The following is a 23493-nucleotide window of genomic DNA, read 5'->3' as shown; positions in this document are numbered from 1 at the left end:
TTAAAGCGCTAATGTGAGGATGTGTTTTTCGGTAAGATGGATGGCGTAGGCTAGTGCCATTTTACGGGTTTGTAGGTCGTATTCTTTTAGGTTTGGATGGTTGAAGATGGAGCGACCTGGTTTTGAGTTGGCTTCGAATAACCATATTTGCCCATCCTTATCGACGCCTAAGTCAAAGCCAATTTCGCCTAGGTTTCCTTCTATCCTTTTTTCTAATGAATAACTAAGCTTTAGAGCTGCTTCCTTTAGTTTAGGGAGTAGGCGTTTCTTTTCCTCATTATTTAACACTTCATCAATGGTTTTAACCTCTCCGCCAGTATTAACATGTGTTGTCACACAACCAGGTCCGGCCATCTTTGCCGCAATAGCTGTTACAAGCCATTGCCCATTTTCATCTTTATTCGTATGAATACGGAAATCAATTTGGCGATTATCAATCTTAATCAATGATATCCCTTGTTGTACCAACATGTTTTCAAGATGCTTATTGTGAAAGACATAGTTCATTAGGTTTTCCAAGGTTGAAAACTTTTGTAATCTTTTCGTCCCATCTTTTTCATGATAGCGGCAATAATACAGGTTCGTATCCTTATCAAATAAAATTTGGTGCACCCCAAACCCTAAGCTTCCGTTCGTCGGTTTAATATACACTGAAGTATAGTCTGAAAGCATTGATTCAATATAGGCAAATGAAGTGAAGGGAACAGTCTCGGGAAGGTATGTGTAAACATTAGCATCATTATAAAGCTTCTCATAAATGTCCAACTTATTAAAGAACCCCGTGTTATACCAAGGGATGGAATAATCATTTGTAAATCGTTGCTTAACCATTTGATTTTCCTTTTGTTTTTCACTGCGCCGATTAGGCAGGCGGTCATAACAAACATTTGGGAAGGGAACCGTATAGCTTTCCCAACGGTTATCGTGGTAGAATAGTCCATCAATTGTCTGCTGATCCCAATTTATGTGTTGTTCACCGAAAACAAAGGAAGAAATGCCTACCACTGGTTGAGCATTCAATAGCTTTGAAAAAAACATCGAGCGGTTCCCCAATGGCCTTAGTGGAAACGGTGTAAACCCTGATGTGAAAATTCCAACTAACGGACCTAGTATTAAGGTACTATTTTCGTAAAATACATGAATAGGCATATTTATGTTCGGAAAATGAAGGGACTCTTGTAAGTCTGAACTAATAACAATCCTATTTTTATGTTCAGGATGCACTGTAATGTTTGCCTTACAACTAGAGCTTCCAAAAGATATTTTTTTTGCATCTCGCAGTAAAGGTTGTAGTTCTACAGGATAGTAAACCGTATTAGTTAGTTGCGAGACGATTTCTATCGGATAATGTTTTCCCATTCCTCTCATCCTCTCGTACGATTCTTTTTAGGCAATTAAAATGTATGATAGACATTGACATTTCATTTCAATTAATTTAATTCATTTATTTGGCTAATTGGCTGTAATTTTTAATGTAAGGGAAATTTTGATATAGTATCCTATGTGCAGATGCCTAGTTTGGTTCGACTACCATCAAGAAAAGCGGGTACTAAGAAAGGTAAAGGAGCTGGGGCTCTTTCAAAGCATTCTTGTGATGTTTATTTAAAAGGTCGAACATTTTCATTTTCCTTCGCATAGGTTGTGATAGTGGAAGTGCCTAGATGAAAAAAGGAGTGGTACAAATGGCAAATTTATATGATTTAGCCTATGAAATGGAAAGAGCAATTCGTGGAAGTAATGAGTATACTCAGCTAAAACGGGTGTATGATGAAGTAAATCGTGATGATGCGGCAAGAAGAATGTTTGATAATTTCCGAAAAGTTCAAATGGATCTTCAACAAAAACAAATGATGGGGATGGAAATTAGCCAAGAGGAAGTGGAGCACGCTCAAAGAACAGTTGCTTTAGTTCAGCAACATCCAACGATTGCACGATTAATGGAAGCAGAACAAAGAATGAGCATGTTTGTGGCTGATTTAAACCGGATTATTTTAAAGCCGCTTGAAGAGATATACGGAAATATGATGCCATAGTTCCTTGTAGATGAAGCTGACTAAAGTGTCAGCTTTTTTGATACCATTTCGTGGCATTCGTTCTATTCAAGGGATCCTGTTCATAAATTGATATGAGGAAATTTTTCATCAAGAACAGGGGGCCACAAGGATGATTTATCGCTTACTAGCTTTAAATATTGATGGAACACTTTTACAATCAAACGGACGGCTTCACCGATCAACTAAGGAAGCTATTTCCTATGTTCAAGAAAAGGGAGTGAATGTCACTCTTGTTACGTCTCGTAGCTTTCCGTCTGCCCAAAGAATAGCCAAAGTTTTAAAAATTGAAACACCAATTGTTTCGAATAGAGGAGCCTTTATTGCGAAAGAGCTTGAAAAACCAATCTTCGAAATGAAAGTGGATGCAGATGTTGCTTTTGAAACAGTCCGATTTCTTGAAGGTTTTGATTGCCAATTCCGTTTAATTAATGAACAATATTCGTTAGGAAACCGATCAAAACTATCGAATAACCTGATGTCTAGAACATTTTTTTCATCCGCTGACCCTGCTTTTTATTCGCATCAATTTGTTGATGTGGTAAGTGAAGCATTATCTGAGGCTGCGATGAGTCCGTCAAGAATGGAAGTCATTTTTGATAATGAGCACGATTTAGACGATGCGGTAAAAGCGTTAAAAGGTATGTTTACCGAAATTTCTTTCTTGAAAATCAATAAACTACGGTTGGATATTGTTCCTGTAGGTGTTTCTAAACTAAACGGACTCCTAAAGGTTGCTGAACATTTAGATGTTTCATGTCAAGAGATCGTTTATATCGGGGATGAAGTTGATGATATCCCGATCATTGAAGCGGTCGGTTTAGGCGTTTCAATGGGAAATTCGCCATTCGAAGTTAAAAAGGCCTCAAATTGGGTGACACGTTCTAACAACCAGCATGGCGTTACTTATATGGTAAAGGAACATTTCCGCAAACAGCCACCAATTGAATTCTTGCGGAAAATGAATATAATAAAAAATTAAAAATAGGCTAAACCCTGTCATTTACTGGGTTTAGCCTATTTTTATTGACCTGAATTTATTCATTTGTGTACACTTAAGAAAGCAAATTTTAAAAAGGTGATTATGGTGCGTATAAAAATTACAGGACTTAACGATGAACGATTTGTTCGGCCGTTGCAATTAATTGCGAATTTATTTTTTGAGGAAACGGAGCTATTGTTCGACTCAGCTGCCGAAACAGACATGATAATCCATTTAAACTTAACTATTGATAAAAACATTCATGTAACTGCTAGCCTTTTTGCTGACGATAAGAGTTATACGGAGACCTTGGAAAGGCAACTACTAGCAACGCAAGTGGAAAAAGGGGAATGGAAACAAATTAAAAATGCAACTCTTTCCGTCTATTTAAAGGTGCTTCAGGATTATACAGGAATGACGCAAAAGTGGGGAATCTTGACCGGAGTCAGACCGACTAAGTTACTCCACAAAAAGGTCCAAGAAGGTATTCCAACAGATGTTGCTCATCAAGAATTAAAGGAAGATTACTTAATTTCCGATGAAAAAATTAAGCTTATGCAGGAAATCGTTGATCGCCAGCTTGCAGCAGTACCAGATCTATATGACTTGAGAAATGAAGTCAGTATTTATATTGGGATTCCTTTTTGTCCGACCAAGTGTGCGTACTGCACTTTCCCTGCCTATGCGATTAATGGACGCCAAGGTTCGGTTGATTCGTTTTTGGGCGGTCTACACTACGAAATGAGACAAACCGGAAAGTGGCTTAAAGAAAAGGGGATTAAGATTACTACGGTCTATTATGGAGGTGGTACTCCAACAAGCATTACGGCGGAAGAGATGGATATGTTATATGAGGAAATGTATCGGTCATTTCCTGGGGTAGAGAATATTCGTGAAATCACTGTGGAGGCAGGTAGACCGGATACGATTACCCCGGAAAAATTAGATGTATTGAAAAAGTGGAATATTGACCGCATCAGTGTCAATCCACAATCGTATATTCAAGAGACATTAAAGGCGATTGGGCGTCACCATACAGTGGAAGAGACGGTTGAAAAATTCCATTTAGCAAGGCAAATGGGGATGAATAATATTAATATGGACTTAATCATCGGCCTGCCTGGTGAGGGGGTTTCAGAATTCACGCATACCTTGAATGAAACTGAAAAGCTAATGCCGGAGTCATTAACGGTGCATACTTTATCATTTAAACGCGCCTCTGAAATGACACAAAATAAACAAAAATATCGCGTCGCCGAACGAAGTGAGGTTGAGCGCATGATGGAGCTAGCAGAATCCTGGACGAAGGAACATGGTTACCATCCTTATTATTTATATCGTCAGAAAAACATTTTAGGCAATTTGGAGAACGTGGGCTACTCTTTACCTGGACAGGATAGTATCTATAACATCATGATTATGGAAGAAGTTCAAACGATTATCGGTCTCGGCTGTGGGGCATCAAGCAAATTTGTCCATCCTGTAACAGGGGAAATCACCCAGCTCTTCAACCCGAAAGACCCAAAATCCTACAACGACAGCTACATCGAATACACAAACAAAAAACTGCAAATCCTAGAAGAACTCTTTAGCACATCAACGCTTTAAAGTAATTGGGGACAGTCCCCACATACTTTAAAGCACTAAAGTGTAAATATAGATATTTTTTAACATTTTTTAATCTATTATTTCTTTTTGGAGAAAAATAGATAAACTAAAACTAGAGAGAAAGGTTGCTCCTTTCTCTTTACTTTTTTAAGGAGTAGTTATGTGAAAGAATTAACAAATATATTAATATCTTGAAACAGGTGAGGAAGCATGGAGAAAAAAACAGTGGCCATTATTGGTGGAGGTATTACCGGCTTAGCGACAGCATTTTATATACAAAAAGAAGCAAAAGAAAAAAATCTGCCAATTAAGATTAGATTGATTGAAGCAAGTCCACGGTTAGGTGGGGTCATTCAAACTGTGAAGAAGGATGGCTTTATTATTGAAAGAGGTCCGGACTCGATATTAGAGCGGAAAAAGTCAGCTCTCAAATTAATTGAAGATGTTGGTCTTGCCGATAAGGTTGTACACAATACCGCGGGTAAATCATATATTCTCGTAAATGGAAAGCTTCATTCCATCCCGGAAGGGTCGTTTATGGGGATACCAACAAAAGTATCGCCATTTGTGTTTTCCCGGCTTTTTTCACCACTAGGAAAAGTTCGGGCAGCATGTGATTTTATTTTACCAAAAGGAAAGCCACAGGCAGATCAATCGCTAGGTCGATTTTTCCGTAGGAGACTTGGGGACGAAGTGGTCGAAAACTTGATTGAACCGTTGTTGTCAGGAATTTATGCCGGCAATATTGATGAACTTAGCCTAATGTCGCTGTTCCCTAATTTTTATCAAATTGAACAGGAACATCGCAGCCTAGTCATCGGTTTGAATAAAACGATTCCAACCCCCCCTAAAAATGTTCAAAAGCAACCTACTAGAAAAGGGATGTTCATTTCGTTAACAACTGGTCTAGAGGAATTGGTACGGCGGGTAGAAGAAAGTTTAGAAACAGGTACTGTCAGTAAGGGAGCTGGAGTGGACCGGGTCAGCCGTGAAGGGGATGGCTATTCGATTTTTTTAACAAATGGAGAGGTAGAAAAGGTAGATAGCATCGTTCTAGCCGTGAACCACTTCCAAACGAAAAAAATTCTCGCAGACTATGCGCTCATCTCGGCTTTAAATGAAATGTCATCTGTATCGGTTGCAAATGTTGCTATGGCTTTTCCAAAAAGCGCCATTAAACAAGATATCGACAGCTCTGGATTTGTTGTGTCAAGAAATAGTGATTTCCAAATAACGGCCTGTACTTGGACCCATAAGAAATGGCCAAATACAACGCCAGAAGGAATGGCTTTATTACGTTGTTATGTAGGAAAACCAGATGATCAACAGGTTGTTGATTTGAATGATGAGGAAATCATTGAGATTGCCTTGAACGATTTAAATAAAACAATGAATATTACAGAAAAACCAATTTTTCATGTCGTCACAAGGTGGAAAAAAACGATGCCACAATATAATGTTGGTCATAAAGAACGAATGGAGCGATTAAAGAAATCGCTTTCTGAGGAACTTCCCGGGGTATTCTTAGCAGGAAGCTCTTTTGAAGGTGTTGGAATCCCTGATTGCATTGACCAAGGGCATGCTGCTGTAAAAAAAGTAATGGATTATTTATCATAAAATATCTAAAGTTTATGACAAATAACATGAATCTACGATAAAATGGGCATGTTAAACAAGTCAAAAACCTTTAGGAGGTACTGTGATGCAATCTTTTACCGTTAATTTTCATAAGGAAGATAATGTCGATACCATGCAGGTTCAAAAATTAAATGAAGATGATTTTACGAAAGCAACTGCAGGAGGAACAAGACATTTATTCGAACTGGATACCAATGTTGGTTTTTTTGTCTTCTTTGATGCAGAAGATGAAGAAGGCACTGTCTCACATATGGTGTTGCAATACGAAGAGGATAATGAAGACCCGACAGCTTGCTATGCGTTTCAAATGCGCGACTTTTATGAATTTATGGCACTTTACTTAAATGACCTACAATACAATGACGAATTAGACGAAGAAGAGGACGATGAAAGCTATGGACCGATTCATCATCTAGCACATTTGTTGTTTCATGTTGTGGAAGAAGGACAATCGGTTCAACCATAACTCGAAAAACAGGAACTCTTAAATAAAAGAGCTCCTGTTTTTTATTCATGGGGCGTCTTAGGCAGAGAAACGGAATCTGGAATTAAGCGGATACGGCTTACTTTTATTAAGTCAGCCTTTAGAAATTAAACATGGAATAACACAAGCTTCCCAGTCGGTGAAACACAACGATGCGTTTTTTCTAAGTATCCTTTTTCATTCAGAATTTGTTCCCCTTTATTTTTTGCATCAGTATCATTAGTAGCTTGAAACGATTCATCTAAAAGCTTTTCTCCCGTGGGTTCAAAGGCGGTAATTTTATAAGTTAACATTTGCTCTATTTCTCCTTTTTTGAAAGATTCAAATTAATACCATTTTTGCATAATTTATTAGAAAAATCACTACATAATGAAAAATATATTGATATCTGAAAATTCCATCATATATAATTAGATATTGAGATATTTCGAGTTTAGAAATAAGTTGATAAGGAGTAATTTTATGATTGATTTATTAAAGAAATTAACCAGCCTCTCAGGGCCATGTGGATTTGAGCATTCTGTCAGCTATTTTTTAAAAGAGTACCTAGAGGATAAGGTTGATGAGGTGAAAATTGATCCAATCGGTAATGTAATCGCTCGAAAAAAAGGGGACAAGCCCGGTCCTACAATTCTATTAACCGCACACATAGATGAGGTTGGTTTTATTGTTAAAAAGGTAGAGGCAAATGGCTTAATACGCTTCGAAAAGCTTGGGGGTCACGATGATCGGATATTATTGGCTCAGCCTGTTAAGATTATGGGGCAGCAAGGAGAAATTCCAGGTGTAATTGGTACGATATCAGCCCATTTTGCCAAGTTTGATGATTCATCAAAGGTTAGAAAACATTCACAATTATATATTGATATCGGCGTCAATTCGAGAGAAGAAGCTTATGAGATTGGGGTTGAGGTTGGTGCTCCGATTGTTTGGGGCACTGAATTCCAAGTATTCGGGTTGGAACATCAACGAAGAATTCGTTCAAAAGCTCTGGATGATCGCGCTGGCTGTGCAGTCCTCCTACAAGTATTAGAAGAACTACAAAATGTTTCTTTTGGCGGCGAATTAGTATTTCTATTTGCGGTCCAAGAAGAAGTCGGTTTGAGGGGGGCGAAAACTGCATCGGAGCATATTGATGCAGATGCTGCTATTGCCCTTGATACGACAGCAGTGAGTGATACTCCCGAGGAAACTATGGACCAAACATTAGCCCTTGGGAATGGTACAGGCATCAAGGTCCTCGATTTTAGTTTAATTGTCCATAAGACGATGAGAGATCTTCTTATTAAACTTGCCAGGGAAAATAGTATTTCTTATCAATTAGAGATTTTTCCGGGAATCGGAACGGATGGTGGTGCTGTTAATTATGCGAATAAAGGTATTCCAACCGGGGTACTTTCAATTCCGTCCCGATATGCACATTCCCCTGTAGAAGTGGTTGACTTGGGAGATTTGATTGCAACTAAAGAATTACTAAAGAGTTTTATTCTACAGCTTCATGAAGGGCAAACCTTCCCTTTTTAATTCAAAAGTCCCGTGGTTATTCCAATGACTGCGGGGTTTTTTTGTTTTAAAATGAAATGAGAGTTTAATTAACCTAAAATGTCATTAAATTCCCTTAAAATTTTGAAACTTTTATTCTATTCGTTCGTAAATATAATACCCGGAAGTTGAAAGGTAGGTGATAAGAGGATGGAGATATTTGGTTTATCCATTGAGTCATTTTATTTAACTGTATTAATTATTTCTGGTGTGATTACGCTATTATACCTCTTGTTTGGCGATATTGTGGAGGGGCTAGCTGAGGCAACTGGATTCTTAAATCCGATTTTAATTTTGACATTTGTTACATTTATATCGGCTTCAGGGTATTTGTTTGAGATACTTTCTAACATAAGTCATTTATTAATTTTAATTATCTCCATTATTATTGCACTAGTATTGGATATCTTGCTGAATGTTTTTGTATTAGTTCCTTTATCCAAGGCAGAAGAGTCTCTTGCCTATACAACACGGTCTCTAAAGGGGCGTATTGGTGAGGTCATTATCCCAATTCCGATGGATGGATTTGGTGAGGTCGTTATTAAAAATACGAGTGGTACAATTGCTAAGGCTGCTACAAGTTTCGAAAATAAAGAAATTTCCGAAGGTGAAAAGGTATTAATTGTTGAAGTAAAGGATGGGGTTCTTAAGGTAATACCTTATGAAATAAAAGATCCATTTTCAATTTAAAGGGGGATAAATATGTTTGAACCGATTTATATTGTTATCGCTTTAGTTGTCTTCATTTTACTAGCTTTTCTTGGGGTCTTTATTACCAAGTACCGCACTGCCGGTCCAGACGAAGCTATGATTATTACTGGAAGCTACTTGGGAAGTAAAAATGTCCATATTGATGAATCTGGCAACAAAATTAAAATTATCCGCGGTGGTGGGGCGTTTATTCTACCTGTGTTTCAGCAAGCCGAGCCACTAAGTTTATTATCCAGTAAACTCGATGTTTCAACGCCTGAAGTGTACACTGAGCAAGGGGTCCCGGTTATGGCTGATGGTACAGCTATCATCAAAATTGGCGGCTCTATCGAAGAAATTGCAACAGCGGCGGAACAATTCCTTGGCAAACCGAAGGATGATCGTGAAAATGAAGCACGTGAAGTTCTAGAGGGTCATTTGCGATCGATTTTAGGCTCGATGACTGTCGAAGAAATTTATAAAAATCGCGATAAGTTTTCACAGGAAGTACAACGAGTCGCATCCCAGGACTTAGCGAAAATGGGCTTAGTCATTGTTTCTTTTACAATAAAGGATGTTCGTGATAAAAATGGCTACCTCGAGTCACTTGGTAAGCCGCGTATTGCTCAAGTAAAACGTGATGCTGATATTGCTACTGCTGAAGCAGAAAAAGAAACGCGTATTAAGCGGGCTGAGGCTGACAAAGATGCCCAAAAGGCTGAGTTAGAAAGAGCAACCGAAATAGCCGAAGCAGAAAAAGAAAATCAAATGAAAATTGCTGATTTCCGTCGTGAGCAAGATATTGCAAAGGCGCGTGCTGACCAAGCATATGATTTAGAGACAGCAAGAGCGAAGCAAGAAGTAACCGAGCAAGAAATGCAAATTCGCATTATTGAGCGACAAAAGCAAATCGAGTTAGAGGAAAAAGAGATCTTACGTCGTGAAAGACAATATGACTCAGAGGTAAAAAAGAAGGCAGACGCCGACCGTTATGCGGTAGAACAAGCTGCTGCCGCCGATAAAGCAAAACAATTAGCGGAAGCGGATGCCAACCGTTATCGAATTGAGGCACTAGCTAAAGCGGAGGCAGAAAAGGTGCGCATGGATGGATTGGCAAAAGCGGAAGCAGAAAAGGCTAAAGGGGAGACCGAAGCCGAAATTATCCGCTTAAAAGGACTTGCAGAAGCGGAAGCGAAGCAAAAAATCGCCGAAGCGTTTGAATTATATGGTCATGCAGCTGTGTTAGAAATGATTGTTAAAATGCTTCCTGAATATGCGAAACAGGTGGCGGCTCCATTGTCAAATATCGATAAGATTACGGTTGTTGATACTGGTGGCGGTAATGGAGAAAATGGCGGTGCCAATAAAATTACCGGCTATGCAACTAATTTGATGTCCTCCTTACAGGAATCCTTAAAGGCATCTTCCGGAATCGACGTCAAAGAATTGCTAGAATCCTTTGCCGGTAAGGGTAATGTTCGCCAAAGTATTGATCAACTATCAAATGAACTAGCCAAAACAAAATCACTACCAACTGAGGAAACTCTATAATAATTGAAGTACATGGGGATACCCCATGTACTTTTTTCGTATATTTCAATTTAATAGAATAAGCATTTGGATGTTCGAATATGATTAATAGAGAAGGTAGACAAGTTATAAGTGGAAAGGGGAAATTTGTATGTTTGAGATTCCAATTTGGGTATTTGCTGTTTTGGCTGGGATTATGGTTAGTGCTTATATGGCTGTTAAAACAGGGAAGGAGGAACGACGTTTAGAGCAGGAAAGCATTGAACGCGAGGGTGAAATCTATATGAATCGTTTGGAAAGGGAAAAAGAAACAAGAGGCAAAAAAGAACATGTATATGAAGGATAAAGAAACAGGACTGATGGAACATCAGTCCTGTTTAATACTTATTGGGCAGACGCAGCTGCTTTATTCTCAAGAACACCTTTTAGGTCCTTATCCTTTATTTTCACTTTAGCGTCTTTCATTTCCCGTTCCATTGCCTTTTGGACCAAAGAACCGTCCAATTTTGAAATCTTAGTTTCACGCTCTAATTCTTCTCTTGGTAAATCTGATTTTTTTCCGGTTAATTGAATAATGTGGTAGCCGTGTTCAGTTTTAATGGGTTGACTAATTTCATCTACCTTTAATGCATAAGCAGCTTTTTCAAACGGTTCCACCATTTTTCCAGGTCCAAACCAACCTAGATCGCCACCTTGGGTTGCTGAGCCAGGATCTGTTGAATATTGCTTAGCTAAATCTTCGAATTTTTCGCCCTTATCAAGCTTATCTTTTACTTCTTTTGCTGTCTTTTCATCTTTCACTAAAATATGTCTAGCTTGGATTTGCTTCGCATATTCATTAATTTCTTCCTCGGTTACCTTTACATCCTTAACAGCAGCTTTCTCTTGTAATAGACCGATTTTAATGGTTTCCTTTAATTCATCTTCACTACTATACCCGTATTGGGATAGAGCCATTTCAAAGTTTGATCCTAAATCAGTTTTAATCTGACTTAATTTCTCATCTATTTCTTTATCTGATACCTTATATTCCTTTGTGAGAACTTTTTCAAATACCAATTGTTGTAAGGCTTGTTCTCCAATTTTAGCCTTCATCGCTTCATAAAGCTCGTCCTTTGTGACATTACCCGCTTTTGATTCGGCGACTACTTCTGAGCCTGCATTGTCCTGACTACATGCACTTAATCCAATTACACCTGCCGCAATAGACAGGGAAATCATCCATTTTTTCATGATGAACACTCCTAAAATTTAAGTCTTATTGCAAAAAATTTTCCACAAAGCTTACTATAACATATCTTTAGGTAAGAACAAAAATAATAAGCGGCACAAAAACAACTTGCCTTAAATTTGGGCTTATTTTTTTATCCCATTTGCCTAGTCCCAGACATAGTATATTTGGAAGAGATATTAAGGAGGTAATAGATTAGGTTACGAAAATTTCAGGATTTGCTCTATTCGTCATGTTATTCATTTTATTCATTATAGTAAGGGTAGCATTTTGATGCTAAAAAAATTGGAAAGGCTAAGGACGACTGCCTAACCAAATCAGCCTTACTGTGAATAGGATAAGGTAAAGAATAAAGGAGGTGTTACCATGGGTGGAGTACACGGCGGAGGATTTGCTTTGATTGTTGTATTGTTCATTTTGTTAGTTATTGTAGGTGCGGCTTGGGTATATTAAAATAAAAAGAAGAACATGGGGGAGACCCTCCATGTTCTTTTAGTATTTATTTTTAGTTCGTGCTGTACAAAATCTCAATATAAGAAGAGATTAAAAGAATTGTAACTAAAATATTAATTGTTTGAAATACTTTAGGTTGTTTTTCCTCGGGAATTTCTTTTTGAATACATAAAGCATTGGTTAGTTTATTTATGTAAAATAAAATTAAAACCGCAAAGATGATATAAAGGGAGATCATCTCACCGATTCCCTCCTTAGAGTGGAAAATTTGAATAAAAGCGGCATTTAGGGAAAATGCCGCAGCAGAACACTTGTTAACTTGCCTTACGTACTAAAATTTCAAACCCCTCATCATTTTCTTCAATATATGAGTGATGAGGTGCAAATAATACATTTTTGGCACGAATAAAATCAGGTACACACATACCAATATGATAAGAGAGTAAAATCGTTAAATAATGGTTGTAATTCGGCAATAAAATAAACCCGCTTGAAATAATCATACCGATTAGAAAAAAGGGACAAAATAATGCCAATAGAAATGTCCATTTTCGAAGTGGCTCATGTACCCGAACTGAAATAATAGGCATCACTCCACCATAAAATTTAACCGTTTTTTTCACCCGATTTCTTAAGTGTAAAATCGGTAAATAATGGAAAAGTTTATGAAGTGGGTACATAAAAAATAAACTTAAAACTAATAATAAAAAGTGATTACTCTTTAATGGTGATACCGTTAAGTATGCAACTGGAACATAAAGAAAAATAAACGACAACAACATAGTAAATAAAGACATAATTAACAGTTTGTTCTGTCCATATTGCTGAGAAAAATTAATTGTCTTCCAACAATTCATCATTACATGCCTCCTCTACAGGAGTTATTCCTTCTACACTCAAACTTACTAACATACTTTACGATGAATGCGAAAAAAATGCAATATGTAATTTGAATTAAACTGGAAATGGTACCGAATATCCTGATTTAATGAGGTGTGACCATTGGCAGAGTTAGAATTCTTGAATGAATTAGCGGTCATTCGATATCATCAAAGACTTATTGTGCAAATGTTAGAAAAATCGGACGAACAATTTTACAAACTAATCATAAAATATGGGTTATCCGAAGCGGAAGTACATGAATTTTATCAATTATGTGAAAAAATGAACATGGAGCTAGAAAATCAAAAAGCGGAGGGATTTGTCTATTTTCATCCGCTTTATCATCAATTTAAAGCCAAGATCAATCCAAAACTTCCTGCCGTAGAGGTCATAAAGGCATGTATTACTCAAAACATATATTTAGATTTAATGCATGAATTAATCAAATACGTTTAAGTTATACTAGTTCATGATTGATATCTGGTTTTTTTTTAAGCATTCCACTGTCATCAGAAAATTCAGATTCAATATTATGGAAGGACTTTTCGAAAATTTCCATAAAATCATCACCGTAAATATTACGAACAATCGCCATCATCTCGATAATATCTGGAAATTTCCCATATAAATCTCTTAACGGCATAGCTCCAGAAAGGACTGAGTTTTTGTCCGGCTCATAATTCTCCATTAAAGCTAAAAGAATCTTTTCGCCTTCTTCAGTTAGCTCTATGTAGGTATTACGTTTATCGTTTTCCTTTTTTGAAAACTTTAACAGCCCGCGTTCCTCTAACTTTTTGGAAAAGTTAAAAGCGGTTGAAACATGCATAACGCCAAATTTTGCTACATCGGAAATAGAAGCACCTTTTAAATGATAGGAAATCCATAAAATATGGTGTTCATTAATATTTAAGTCAAATGGCTTAATCCATTGCTGCCAATCTTTCTCGATTGACTTCCATAACGCTTTACTTAATTGTGCAATTCTTTGTGTAAAAAGCATGGCTTCCTTCATCGAATAAAGCTTTTCAGTCATCCCCATTTTCACCTACTTTATTTAGTCTAGCACCAGCGCCCAAAACAGGCACTTCCACTTTTTATCTCTCTATTAACATTATGCCAATAAAACAAAAATTAATAAAGATGTAAATTTACAAAATATTGAGAAATAAAGAAAAAATAATATTTTATAAATGATACTATTCCTTCCTATTGTTAATTCGTTAGTAAAATATAAAAATCCTTCCACATGGAATGGAAAATTTTTGATTAATAAGAATAAATGATTCTTTTTGACATAGGATGGTTTTACGATGGGAATTTAGTGGAGGGGCTGTGATTGGGATTCTTCAAGTAATGTTTGGAATTAGTTTGCTACTGTTTATTGGAATGTTCCATTACTTTATAGCCTCCAAACGTCCAGGGGTGTATCCACCTAAACATATCATGCGAAAACGGGCAGCAACTTTAGCCTTTGGGGCTTTAGTATTTTTTATACTCGGGCTTTTTGTCTATGTATTAAAATAATTAAAGCCTGACCAGTAAAAATGGTCAGGCTAACTTGATTAATTTATTTGAGAAACAAAATTTGTCCGTTTAAGAACTGTCGTGGCAACTGGATACATTACAACCATTGTAAGGGTATTGACAACTATTGTTGGTAAAACTACTCCAGCAAAAAGCGCAACGAATGGACCAGGTAATCCGACGATTAGGTGCGCCGATGTTAAAAAAACAACTCCGGATATAAGAGTACCAACGGCGGCTAAAGCTCCTATCGATAGGATGGACTGTTTGAATTTTTTCACCACAAGGAAAAGTCCAAAGATGGCATATCCAGTGACAAATTTATCTATGATGTTTGGAAATAATCCGCCTGGGAAGGTTGTAGTCATACCGGAAATAATTCCGGTGACAAGTCCTAACAGGAGGACATTTTTTTTATCAGGGAATAAAAAAATCCCTAAAAACATCATGACCAGCATCATATCTGGTTTCATTCCGAAAAAGATGCCTGGCACAACAGCATGCAACACCGCTCCAATCCCAACAAATAGGGCAAGAGCTACAAGGTTTTTCGTATTCATTTTTCTCAACTCTCCTATCTCTTCTCTGCTAAATTTTCACTCCTCCAACAGTGCACTTATTGCCTGTTGCGAAAAGCTTGTTGTCATTATAGCACGCTTATGGAAATTGTAAAAGATAATTTTCTGAAAAATTTCATTGAATATCCTACAAATGTTTACCAATGCTTTCTGCTATTTTCTGTAATTCTTCCTTTGAATATTGGTCCTGATGCGATTTCCAAACGGCGCCAAATCCATCGCCTTGTCCATAGCGAGGGATCAGATGTAAATGGAAGTGGAACACCGATTGGCCAGCTTTTTCCCCGTTGTTATTAATCGAATTTAAACCAATCGGCTCAAATTCAGTACGGATTGCCCGCGCAATCGCAGGGACAACCTCATAAAGCTTCGCTGCTATTTCTGGGGTTAACTCATATAGGTTTTCTTTATGTACTTTTGGAATCACTAGTGTATGCCCTTTTGTGACTTGACTAAGATCAAGAAAGGCGAGAACATCGTCATTTTCAAATACTTTTGCACAGGGGATATCGCCACTTACGATTTTACAAAAAACACAATCGCTCATCATATTCATCCTTTCGTATTTCCAAAATTGTCCTCTTTATTTTATCATAAATTGACAAGGAACATAAAGAAAGGCAGGATTCGCGTAGAATCCCACCTTCTTGTAGGGGTGTAACTGCTTCATTTAGACGTTTAAATCGGGAAGTTTTCTTTGATAAACACCTCATTTAGAGTTTGTTTTATCAATGGAAGAAACTATTTACATTGTTCAAGCTAACCATCCCCTATTTCTTTATAGGTTTCACAACTTATAAAGCGGTATGATAGTCTGCGACAAACACCTCATTTTTTAAATTAAGTGTTTTGACAAGTAAATTGATGGATTATTTAGCACCGTTGCGCATGGTAACCATCCCCTTATTTTTTAAAACGTAGAGAAGCTATGAATTGAAACGGATATTGTCTTTGACAAACACCTCATTCAATTAATCGATTGGTTATCCCCTACAAAGATTATAATAACCATTTTAAAGGGTTATATTCATTAATACGAAAATAAATTTGCCACCCTTTAAAAGGGTTATTTCTATTATGATGAAACCTAATTTGATAAAATAAATAATTATGAACAATTATTTCAAGAAAGGACGACCATTCATGTCTTTATTAGAGATACAGGGTTTAATTGGGGGATACACGAAAAAACCAATCCTCCAAAATGTTTCATTTTCAGTTAAGCGAAATGAGCTAGTCGGCTTAATCGGTCTAAATGGGGCCGGAAAAAGTACAACCATCAAGCATATTATCGGGTTAATGGAGCCTCATCAGGGCAAAATCACGATTAATTCAAAAACATTTTTACAAGATAAAGAAGCATATCGGAAGGAATTTACTTTTATCCCGGAAACACCGATCCTTTACGATGAATTAACCTTAGAAGAACATTTGGAATTAACCGCTATGGCCCATGGGTTAGATAGAAAGGTTTATCAGGAGCGAATGAAGGAGCTTGTCAAAGAATTCCGAATGGCTAAAAGGCTAAAATGGTTTCCTGCCCATTTCTCAAAAGGAATGAAGCAAAAGGTGATGATCATGTGTGCCTTTTTAGTACAACCATCTTTGTACATAGTTGACGAACCATTTGTCGGCCTAGACCCGTTAGGTATTCAATCCTTATTAGATCTGATGAATAAGATGAAGGATGATGGCGCGGGGATTTTAATGTCAACCCATATTTTGGCAACTGCAGAACGATATTGTGATCGCTTTGTTATTTTACACGAAGGTAAAATTCGTGCTACAGGAACCTTATCGGAGCTAAGGGAGCAATTTAATATGCCAGAAGCAACATTGGATGATTTATATATTCAACTAACAAAGGAAGAAGATTATGTTTGATGTTGTAAAATTATGGTCTGAACGTTCAAAGAAAATGAGTAAGGAATTAGGCCGCTATTTAAAATATATTTTTAATGGGCATCTTATGATTGTCGTCATTTTTCTTATTGGCTCACTTGCTTTTTATTATCAAGAATGGATAAAGACATTAACTGAAAGTTTTCCAGCCGCTGTGATCATGGCTGTGATTTTGGCTTTTCTATTAACAATAAGCCCTGTGTTTACGTTTTTAAGAGATGCTGATAAAGTATTTCTGTTGCCTTTAGAAAATAAACTCTCCAGCTATTTTGGACGTTCGGGTGTGGCAAGCTTTTTCTTACAAGCTTATCTCCTTGTAGTCGTTCTAGCGGCTTTTATGCCGCTGTATGTTCAAGTTTCCGGGAGTTCCTTTAAAGATTTTTTACCATTTATCATTTATTTGCTCTTACTAAAAATTTGGAATTTAGCACTCAGATGGCGGATTCAATATTACATTGAAAAATCAGTTCTGTTAACGGACACACTAGTCCGCTTTTGCTTGAATTTAGTATTTTTGTACTTGCTTTTTGTTTCAGCTATGAAAGTGTTTTTGTTCGCCCTAGGCATCGTGATGCTCGGTTTGTATGTATTCTTTTTCCAAAAATCTAAGCAAAAGGGCCTGAAATGGGAAGAGTTAATCCTGGCGGAACAAAATCGTTTGATGGGCTTTTATCGTATTGCCAATCTTTTTACAGATGTACCGAAATTAAAGGATGAAGTGAAAAGAAGAAAATGGTTGGATTGGCTAACAACAAATATCCCCTATCAACAGAAAAATACACATTTATATTTGTTAACTAGAACATTTCTACGATCAGGGGACTATTTTGGCTTAGTTTTAAGACTAACAGTCATTGGTGGGTTAATTATTTATTTTTGGGATTTTGTTTACGGACAATTTTTATTCCTAATCTTGTTTTTATATTTAACCGGCTTTCAGCTTTTACCATTAAAAAATCATCATCAAAACGTATTATGGATTGAATTATATCCAGTTCCAGAAAAACAGCATGAACAAGCCTTTAAAAAGATTATGTTGGTCGTCCTCACTATACAATCGTTTATTTTCTCGCTCATGTTTGCCATTGGGGGAGATTGGTTATCAGCAATGATTAGTTTAGCAAGTGGGTTAGTCTTTACGTTATTATTTGTCCGCTATTATAGCGTGAAAAAGGTGTGAGAACAGCTGTGAAAGATTATGAGCAAAAAGTCTTCGATGAACTAATGGTTTGGAAGCATGAGATTATGAAAAAACCTAGCATTTTAGACCGCGTTTCCAAACAGGCCTCGAAAAAGGTGAATGAAATGATACCTGAAAAGGTTCATACCGCTCTAACCGAAGCGATGAAAGGGATGGTTCATGCCACCTTGACGGGGTCTAATTTTACAACTAAAAAGACCCAGGGGGTAGGTCTAACATTATTTGAAAAGGACGAAAGGCTAAGGGAAAAATTAAATACATACAGACGTACCGCTACGATTGAAGGGGCAGGAACAGGGGCGGCTGGTTTTTTAGTTGGTTTAGCCGATTTTCCGTTATTTTTAACGATTAAAATGAAATTCCTTTTTGAGGTAGCGTCAATTTATGGTTTTGATACGCGTGAATATCAGGAGCGCCTTTTTCTCTTGTATGTATTTCAACTTGCTTTTTCTAAAGATGAAGCTAAAAAAAATACCTTTGATATCATTGAACAATGGGAGCAACAGAGAAATCAAATGAATGAACTGGACTGGCGCACCTTCCAGCAGGAATACCGAGATTATATTGATCTTGTTAAACTGTTACAAATGGTTCCAGGTCTTGGTGCTATCGTTGGTGCCTTTGCTAACTACAGGCTAACCGAACACCTTGGCGAAACCGCGATGAATGCTTACCGACTGCGAATATTATCCTCAGCGCCGAGGGGGTAACAAATAAAAATCCCCGGTCACTTGATCGGGGATTTTTCCATTACTAAATTATTTCACTAATACATCTCCATCAACGCTGATAGATTGGTATTTTAATGCCACTAATCCTAATGTTTTAGCTGCTATGAGCATTGCTTTTTCGTTGATATCAAATTTAGGGTGGTGGTGCGGGTAACTGGTTTCTACACCTTCCGGTTGAGCACCGGTAAAGAAGAAAGTACCTGGCACATGCTGAAGGTAATAAGCGAAATCCTCTCCGCCCATATGTGGCTCACATTCTTCGACTAAATCTACCTCAGGAACAAAGCTAGCACATTCGACTAAAAACTCAGTTTCCTTTTTATGGTTTACAACCGCTGGATATCCGCGTTCAAACGTATATTCGTAGGAACTGTCAGAGCTATAGCAAGTTCCTCTAGTGATTTTTTCAATCTCAGCTTCAATATCGGAGCGAACCTTTTCATTAAAAGTCCGAACTGTTCCAAGTAATTTAGCGCGGTCAGCAATGACATTGAAAGCATTTTCGGCGACAAATGAACCAACCGTGACAACTGCTGAGTCAATCGGATTGACTCTTCTACTTACGATTTGCTGTAAATTCATCACAAGCTGAGATGCTATTACAATCGAATCCTTGGTTGTATGAGGAGCAGCTCCATGACCACCTCTTCCTTGTATCGTAATTTCGAAACGATCGGCCGCAGCCATGACTGGTCCAACGCGGTATTGAATCTTTCCTGTTGGTTCGCCCGCCCATAAGTGAGTACCAAAAATTACATCTACACCTTCTAAGCAGCCATCTTGAATCATCGAAACGGCGCCACCTGGAGCATACTCCTCGGCGTGCTGATGAATCATGACATAATTACCTTCAAGCTCCATACGGTTCTCATGTAAAACCTTCGCCAATACTAAAAGAGTAGCTGTATGGCCGTCATGTCCACAAGCATGCATAACACCAGGTACAAGAGATTTATATGGAACATCCTTTTCATCTTGAATTGGTAGGGCATCAAAATCAGCTCTTAAGGCAACTGTTTTTCCGGGCTTGCCACCATAAATCTTTGCTACGACTCCGTTACCACCGACATTCCCCTTTACTTCAACCCCTAATTTTTCATAAAAGGTTTTTATGTAACTAGCGGTTTGGACCTCTTGAAAAGAAAGTTCTGGATGTTGGTGTAAATAACGGCGAATCTCAACCATTTCATCGTAATAGTTTTCTAAACGATCTAAGATGGATTGATACATTTCAAAGCCACTCTCCTTAAAGAATTATTTGAATATGCTTAAAATTATATCATGAATTGTTTATACTAGTCTTAAAATCTGTTTTTGCTGGAGGAGAAAATGAGTAAAAGTATAGAAAAGCTTTTTTTTATTGCAAGTTTGATTGCAGGTATTATTGGTGTTTTTCTTCTGTATTTAGTGACAAGATTTCAAGATTTATGGATTGATAGGTGGGGAGCGAAAGTATTCGTAACGAATAATAAATCCATCCTTACGTTTGCTGACTATATTACCGAACTCGGCTCTAAACCGGGAATTGTCGTTGTCGCTCTTATTAGTGTTATTTTATTATGGTTATTGAAACGCGATTATACCGCGATGGCCATAATTGCTCTAGCGATTGCATTAGGCAATGAGGTGAATAAACTACTGAAAAACTTGGTTGGACGAGAGAGGCCGTCACTTGAACATCTAGACCATGATTCTTTAAGTTTTCCAAGTGGGCATGCCATGGTTGGAATCATACTCTATATGTTAATCGCTTATTTTCTGGCAAAGTACATTCCAACTCAAAAAGGGAAATGGCTCTCCGTAATTGTTTGTTTGATCCTTGTCCTAATATTGGGGATGAGTAGACTCATTTTAAACGTTCATTATCCGTCAGATGTCATCGCTGGCTATGCCTTTGGGTTTATCTGGGCCTTTTTGTGGATACAAATTTACGGAATTGTAAATAATTGGATGGCTAGAAAGAAGAAAGTATAGAAAGGGTGGACCTATTGTCCACCCTTTCTAATTATCATATTAAAAACATTGCAACAATCGTGGTAACGATGAGTCCAATTGTTACAGGCAAGAGGTTGCGTCGTGCCAATTCAAAAACGTCCACATTACAAATCGCCGCAACAGGAATGATTGCCCAAGGAACTAAGGTCCCACCACCAACCCAAATGGCAGCAATTTGCCCTAAAGCTGTCAATGTTGCTGTACCGGCACCAATTGCAGTACCAAATAAATTAGCTACTGAACCCGCTAATGAAATTCCCGAAAACCCTGATCCATCTAAACCTGTAATGGCCCCTACTATTGTTAAGGTCATGGCTCCGACTTCTTTTCCTAATGGAACTACATGGGCTAATGCCACCCCTAAGTCATTAACAATACCGTGGGAGTTTCCCGGGAGGTATTCGCCAATGATTTTCGCAAACCCTGAGTCACCTAAATAAAAGAAAGCCGCAATTGGAATCACTGGACCAAAGACTTTAAAACCAAAAGTAAACCCATCAATTAGGTAAGCAGTAGTTTTTTCAAGTCCTTTATTTTTGTGTGTAACAAGGGTAATAAGGATAAGAATAAATATCGAGGTACCCCCGATGAGAGCTGTGGCATCGCCACCTGTCAGATTAAGGATTGACATGGCTGCAACATCCAGAGCGAATAATAATGGAATTAATAAAGCAAATATCCGTTTCTGGTTTATGGTTAGAAGGGTGGAATCCTCACCAGTTGTTGTTTGCTGTAAATGATCTAAGCTTTCCACCTTTAATGTTCCTTTTTTCATATCTCTCTTCAAAAAGTAAAATGCTACTATTGTAGTCACAATCCCCATCGTAAATACTAATGGAATACTAGCTTGAAAGACATCGCTAACCGGCAGTCCAGCAGCATCGGCAGTCAGCTTAGGTGCAGCTTGGATGACAAAATCTCCCGACAGTGCGATTCCATGCCCAAATAGATTCATGGCCACGGCTGCTCCAAGAGCTGGAAGTCCCACTCTCAATGCAACTGGCAATAGAACAGCCCCTAAAAGTGCAACTGCTGGTGATGGCCAGAAGAACCATGAAATGGCCATCATTAAAATACCAATTGTCCAATATGCCATTGTTGGATTGCGAATTAATTTTGAAAAAGGCGAAATCATCACATCATTGATACCAGTTGTCGTAAGCGTTCTGCTCATCGCAACAATGATAGAGATTACTAATATCGTTGATAATAGTTCCGTAATGGCAAAGATAAAACTATTAAAAATGCTGCTGACCGACTGGCTAAGTGATCCTGTCGCCGTGATTGCCAGTATAAAGATTCCAATAATACAAATAAGGGAAGTATCTCTCCTGATGACCATAAATCCAATGATTAACGCAATGAAAACAACATAAATCCAGTGTAGAGCGACTAATTCAACCCCCATATTAAGCCCTCCTTGGTAACCGAATTCATTTTGGGCAATTGCCCTTTCGATGTATTACAGAATATGAAGGTTAAAAGGTTTGGTGAGAGATATAAATAGAAAAATATCCGTCTATAGACGGATGTAAAAGCGTTCCCGGGAATGTCCTCTTTTCTTAGAAAAAAGATAAAATAAAGTAATCAAGTTATAAAGGATTTTCAGTTTGCGATATAGAATTGTTGACAGTACGGTAGAAAAGAGGGGATAAACTTTGCGTCAATCGCTTAATCAAATTATTTTTGCCGGAGGATTATTATTTGTCGGTATTTTCCTATTATTGTTGAATATTGGGGTCATTTCCTTGGAAATAAAGGAGGTTATTGTAGAATCCTATCCTTTTTTATTCCTTTTTATAAGTAGTTTATTTGTAATTAGGGCTATTAAACGTCATAAAAAAGGCAGTTTGTTTTGGTGGTTTTTCCTAACAGCTTTGTTCCTCATGCTCAGTTTGGACCGCTTACGTTTGATATCATTTCACATAAGTGACTTTTGGAAATTGTGGCCGGTTTTATTTATTTACTTTGGTTTAAACATGTTATTTGGTAAGTCCAAGGTAAAAATTTATTTTCATCCGGAAATACCACCAGAAGCCTATAAAAATGAGAATGAAGAGAATCTAGACGAGCACAGCCTCCTAATTTATCGTCCGAAAAAAATAAAAAAAAGCTTCTCAATTGGAGATGTCGAATATAAAAAAGCAAATTGGGCCTTAGAGCCAATGAATCTATATAATTCAATTGGAGATTACTTTATTGATTTTAGTAAGGCCTACATTCCTGAGAAAGAAACACCAATTATCGTTTCTGGTTGGATTGGCGATGTGAAAATGATTGTTCCGGAAGGTATCCCAGTCAAGGTCGAAGCAAAGGTTAAGGTGGGCGATATTCGTGTGTTTGAATTGCGTTCAAATGAAATGAATCGCCATTTAACCTATACAACCCCTGGATATGACGAAGCGGTGAAGAAATTAACGATTACGATTGCACTAAAAGTCGGTTCAGTTCGAATTGATAAAGTATAGGGG

General features: G+C 37.5%; 27 protein-coding genes. 17 read left to right on the top strand and 10 right to left on the bottom strand.

Annotated elements, in window-relative coordinates:
- Positions 1–1359 carry a YheC/YheD family endospore coat-associated protein gene (locus ACX9YW_RS07770; RefSeq protein ID WP_460344355.1) on the bottom strand — a complete coding sequence of 453 codons (1359 nt, stop codon included), beginning with the start codon at positions 1357–1359 and terminating at the stop codon, positions 1–3.
- 323 nt (positions 1360–1682) lie between these two features.
- On the opposite strand from ACX9YW_RS07770, the gene ACX9YW_RS07765 reads away from it, so the two are divergent.
- The 5 genes from ACX9YW_RS07765 to ACX9YW_RS07745 all read left to right on the top strand — a co-directional run bounded on the left by ACX9YW_RS07765 (position 1683) and on the right by ACX9YW_RS07745 (position 6745).
- A complete protein-coding gene (locus ACX9YW_RS07765) occupies positions 1683–2033 on the top strand; it encodes a YlbF/YmcA family competence regulator (RefSeq protein ID WP_460344352.1) in 351 nt (116 codons plus the stop codon).
- Between the two features lie 130 nt (positions 2034–2163).
- Entirely contained in the window at positions 2164–3033 is an 870-nt protein-coding gene (locus tag ACX9YW_RS07760; protein WP_460344349.1) for a Cof-type HAD-IIB family hydrolase, read from the top strand.
- 105 nt (positions 3034–3138) lie between these two features.
- Positions 3139–4641, top strand: a complete 1503-nt coding sequence (locus tag ACX9YW_RS07755) for a coproporphyrinogen III oxidase (protein WP_460344655.1) — start codon at positions 3139–3141, stop codon at positions 4639–4641.
- 210 nt (positions 4642–4851) lie between these two features.
- Positions 4852–6258, top strand: a complete 1407-nt coding sequence (hemY, locus tag ACX9YW_RS07750; RefSeq protein ID WP_460344346.1) for a protoporphyrinogen oxidase — start codon at positions 4852–4854, stop codon at positions 6256–6258.
- An 85-nt stretch (positions 6259–6343) separates the two neighbouring features.
- Positions 6344–6745 (top strand): cytosolic protein, encoded by a 402-nt coding sequence (locus ACX9YW_RS07745; protein WP_460344343.1) that lies wholly within the window; start codon positions 6344–6346, stop codon positions 6743–6745.
- Positions 6746–6870: 125 nt separating this feature from the next.
- On the opposite strand, the gene ACX9YW_RS07740 is transcribed toward ACX9YW_RS07745, so the two are convergent.
- Positions 6871–7056, bottom strand: coding sequence for a YhzD family protein (locus ACX9YW_RS07740; protein ID WP_460344340.1), 186 nt, complete (start codon positions 7054–7056; stop codon positions 6871–6873).
- Between the two features lie 169 nt (positions 7057–7225).
- On the opposite strand from ACX9YW_RS07740, the gene ACX9YW_RS07735 reads away from it, so the two are divergent.
- The 4 genes from ACX9YW_RS07735 (at position 7226) to ACX9YW_RS07720 (ending at position 10871) form a co-directional block, all read left to right on the top strand.
- Positions 7226–8287, top strand: a complete 1062-nt coding sequence (locus ACX9YW_RS07735; RefSeq protein WP_460344337.1) for a M42 family metallopeptidase — start codon at positions 7226–7228, stop codon at positions 8285–8287.
- Positions 8288–8455: 168 nt separating this feature from the next.
- Positions 8456–8995 carry an NfeD family membrane protein gene (locus tag ACX9YW_RS07730; protein WP_460344334.1) on the top strand — a complete coding sequence of 180 codons (540 nt, stop codon included), beginning with the start codon at positions 8456–8458 and terminating at the stop codon, positions 8993–8995.
- A 12-nt stretch (positions 8996–9007) separates the two neighbouring features.
- Positions 9008–10546: a flotillin lipid rafts scaffold protein FloT gene (gene floT / locus ACX9YW_RS07725; protein ID WP_460344331.1), complete on the top strand. Its 1539-nt coding sequence runs from the start codon at positions 9008–9010 to the stop codon at positions 10544–10546.
- A gap of 130 nt (positions 10547–10676) precedes the next feature.
- Complete coding sequence (locus tag ACX9YW_RS07720) at positions 10677–10871, top strand: sporulation YhaL family protein (RefSeq protein ID WP_460344329.1); 195 nt, start codon at positions 10677–10679, stop codon at positions 10869–10871.
- A 38-nt stretch (positions 10872–10909) separates the two neighbouring features.
- On the opposite strand, the gene ACX9YW_RS07715 is transcribed toward ACX9YW_RS07720, so the two are convergent.
- Positions 10910–11758 (bottom strand): peptidylprolyl isomerase, encoded by an 849-nt coding sequence (locus tag ACX9YW_RS07715; protein ID WP_460344326.1) that lies wholly within the window; start codon positions 11756–11758, stop codon positions 10910–10912.
- 364 nt (positions 11759–12122) lie between these two features.
- On the opposite strand from ACX9YW_RS07715, the gene ACX9YW_RS07710 reads away from it, so the two are divergent.
- Entirely contained in the window at positions 12123–12209 is an 87-nt protein-coding gene (locus ACX9YW_RS07710) for a YjcZ family sporulation protein (protein ID WP_460344652.1), read from the top strand.
- Between the two features lie 52 nt (positions 12210–12261).
- Here ACX9YW_RS07710 and ACX9YW_RS07705 read toward each other — a convergent pair whose 3' ends face one another.
- On the bottom strand, positions 12262–12447 hold the full coding sequence (locus ACX9YW_RS07705) for a hypothetical protein (RefSeq protein WP_460344323.1): 186 nt from the start codon (positions 12445–12447) through the stop codon (positions 12262–12264).
- Between the two features lie 76 nt (positions 12448–12523).
- Positions 12524–13069 carry a DUF3267 domain-containing protein gene (locus ACX9YW_RS07700; protein ID WP_460344320.1) on the bottom strand — a complete coding sequence of 182 codons (546 nt, stop codon included), beginning with the start codon at positions 13067–13069 and terminating at the stop codon, positions 12524–12526.
- A gap of 142 nt (positions 13070–13211) precedes the next feature.
- Here ACX9YW_RS07700 and ACX9YW_RS07695 point away from each other — a divergent pair, with 142 nt between their 5' ends.
- Positions 13212–13547 (top strand): DUF1878 family protein, encoded by a 336-nt coding sequence (locus ACX9YW_RS07695; RefSeq protein ID WP_460344317.1) that lies wholly within the window; start codon positions 13212–13214, stop codon positions 13545–13547.
- A gap of 1 nt (position 13548) precedes the next feature.
- On the opposite strand, the gene ACX9YW_RS07690 is transcribed toward ACX9YW_RS07695, so the two are convergent.
- Positions 13549–14124, bottom strand: coding sequence for an HTH-type transcriptional regulator Hpr (locus ACX9YW_RS07690; protein ID WP_460344314.1), 576 nt, complete (start codon positions 14122–14124; stop codon positions 13549–13551).
- A gap of 299 nt (positions 14125–14423) precedes the next feature.
- Between ACX9YW_RS07690 and yhzF the strand changes: the two genes are divergently transcribed.
- The gene (gene yhzF / locus ACX9YW_RS07685) at positions 14424–14615 is read left to right on the top strand and encodes a membrane protein YhzF (RefSeq protein WP_460344312.1); all 192 of its coding nucleotides are present in this window, start codon (positions 14424–14426) and stop codon (positions 14613–14615) included.
- Between the two features lie 38 nt (positions 14616–14653).
- On the opposite strand, the gene ACX9YW_RS07680 is transcribed toward yhzF, so the two are convergent.
- Positions 14654–15175: a tryptophan transporter gene (locus tag ACX9YW_RS07680; protein ID WP_460344309.1), complete on the bottom strand. Its 522-nt coding sequence runs from the start codon at positions 15173–15175 to the stop codon at positions 14654–14656.
- A gap of 145 nt (positions 15176–15320) precedes the next feature.
- Positions 15321–15740, bottom strand: a complete 420-nt coding sequence (locus tag ACX9YW_RS07675) for an HIT family protein (RefSeq protein WP_460344306.1) — start codon at positions 15738–15740, stop codon at positions 15321–15323.
- 596 nt (positions 15741–16336) lie between these two features.
- On the opposite strand from ACX9YW_RS07675, the gene ACX9YW_RS07670 reads away from it, so the two are divergent.
- Genes ACX9YW_RS07670 through ACX9YW_RS07660 form a run of 3 tightly spaced genes read left to right on the top strand, consistent with a single transcriptional unit; the run spans position 16337 to position 19006 of the window.
- A complete protein-coding gene (locus ACX9YW_RS07670) occupies positions 16337–17077 on the top strand; it encodes an ABC transporter ATP-binding protein (RefSeq protein WP_460344303.1) in 741 nt (246 codons plus the stop codon).
- Positions 17070–18275, top strand: a complete 1206-nt coding sequence (locus ACX9YW_RS07665) for an ABC transporter permease (RefSeq protein ID WP_460344300.1) — start codon at positions 17070–17072, stop codon at positions 18273–18275. The genes ACX9YW_RS07670 and ACX9YW_RS07665 overlap by 8 nt, the downstream gene beginning before the upstream one ends.
- 8 nt (positions 18276–18283) lie before the next feature.
- Complete coding sequence (locus tag ACX9YW_RS07660) at positions 18284–19006, top strand: EcsC family protein (protein WP_460344297.1); 723 nt, start codon at positions 18284–18286, stop codon at positions 19004–19006.
- A 48-nt stretch (positions 19007–19054) separates the two neighbouring features.
- Here ACX9YW_RS07660 and ACX9YW_RS07655 read toward each other — a convergent pair whose 3' ends face one another.
- Positions 19055–20257, bottom strand: a complete 1203-nt coding sequence (locus ACX9YW_RS07655) for a M20 family metallopeptidase (protein WP_460344294.1) — start codon at positions 20255–20257, stop codon at positions 19055–19057.
- A 99-nt stretch (positions 20258–20356) separates the two neighbouring features.
- On the opposite strand from ACX9YW_RS07655, the gene ACX9YW_RS07650 reads away from it, so the two are divergent.
- Entirely contained in the window at positions 20357–21001 is a 645-nt protein-coding gene (locus ACX9YW_RS07650) for a phosphatase PAP2 family protein (protein ID WP_460344291.1), read from the top strand.
- Between the two features lie 34 nt (positions 21002–21035).
- Here ACX9YW_RS07650 and ACX9YW_RS07645 read toward each other — a convergent pair whose 3' ends face one another.
- On the bottom strand, positions 21036–22430 hold the full coding sequence (locus ACX9YW_RS07645) for a hypothetical protein (RefSeq protein ID WP_460344288.1): 1395 nt from the start codon (positions 22428–22430) through the stop codon (positions 21036–21038).
- A 250-nt stretch (positions 22431–22680) separates the two neighbouring features.
- On the opposite strand from ACX9YW_RS07645, the gene liaF reads away from it, so the two are divergent.
- Positions 22681–23490 (top strand): cell wall-active antibiotics response protein LiaF, encoded by an 810-nt coding sequence (gene liaF / locus ACX9YW_RS07640; RefSeq protein WP_460344285.1) that lies wholly within the window; start codon positions 22681–22683, stop codon positions 23488–23490.
- The last annotated feature ends 3 nt before the right edge of the window (positions 23491–23493 follow it).

Source organism: Pseudoneobacillus rhizolycopersici (assembly GCF_054786815.1).
This window is presented reverse-complemented; position numbering and strand designations above follow the sequence as displayed.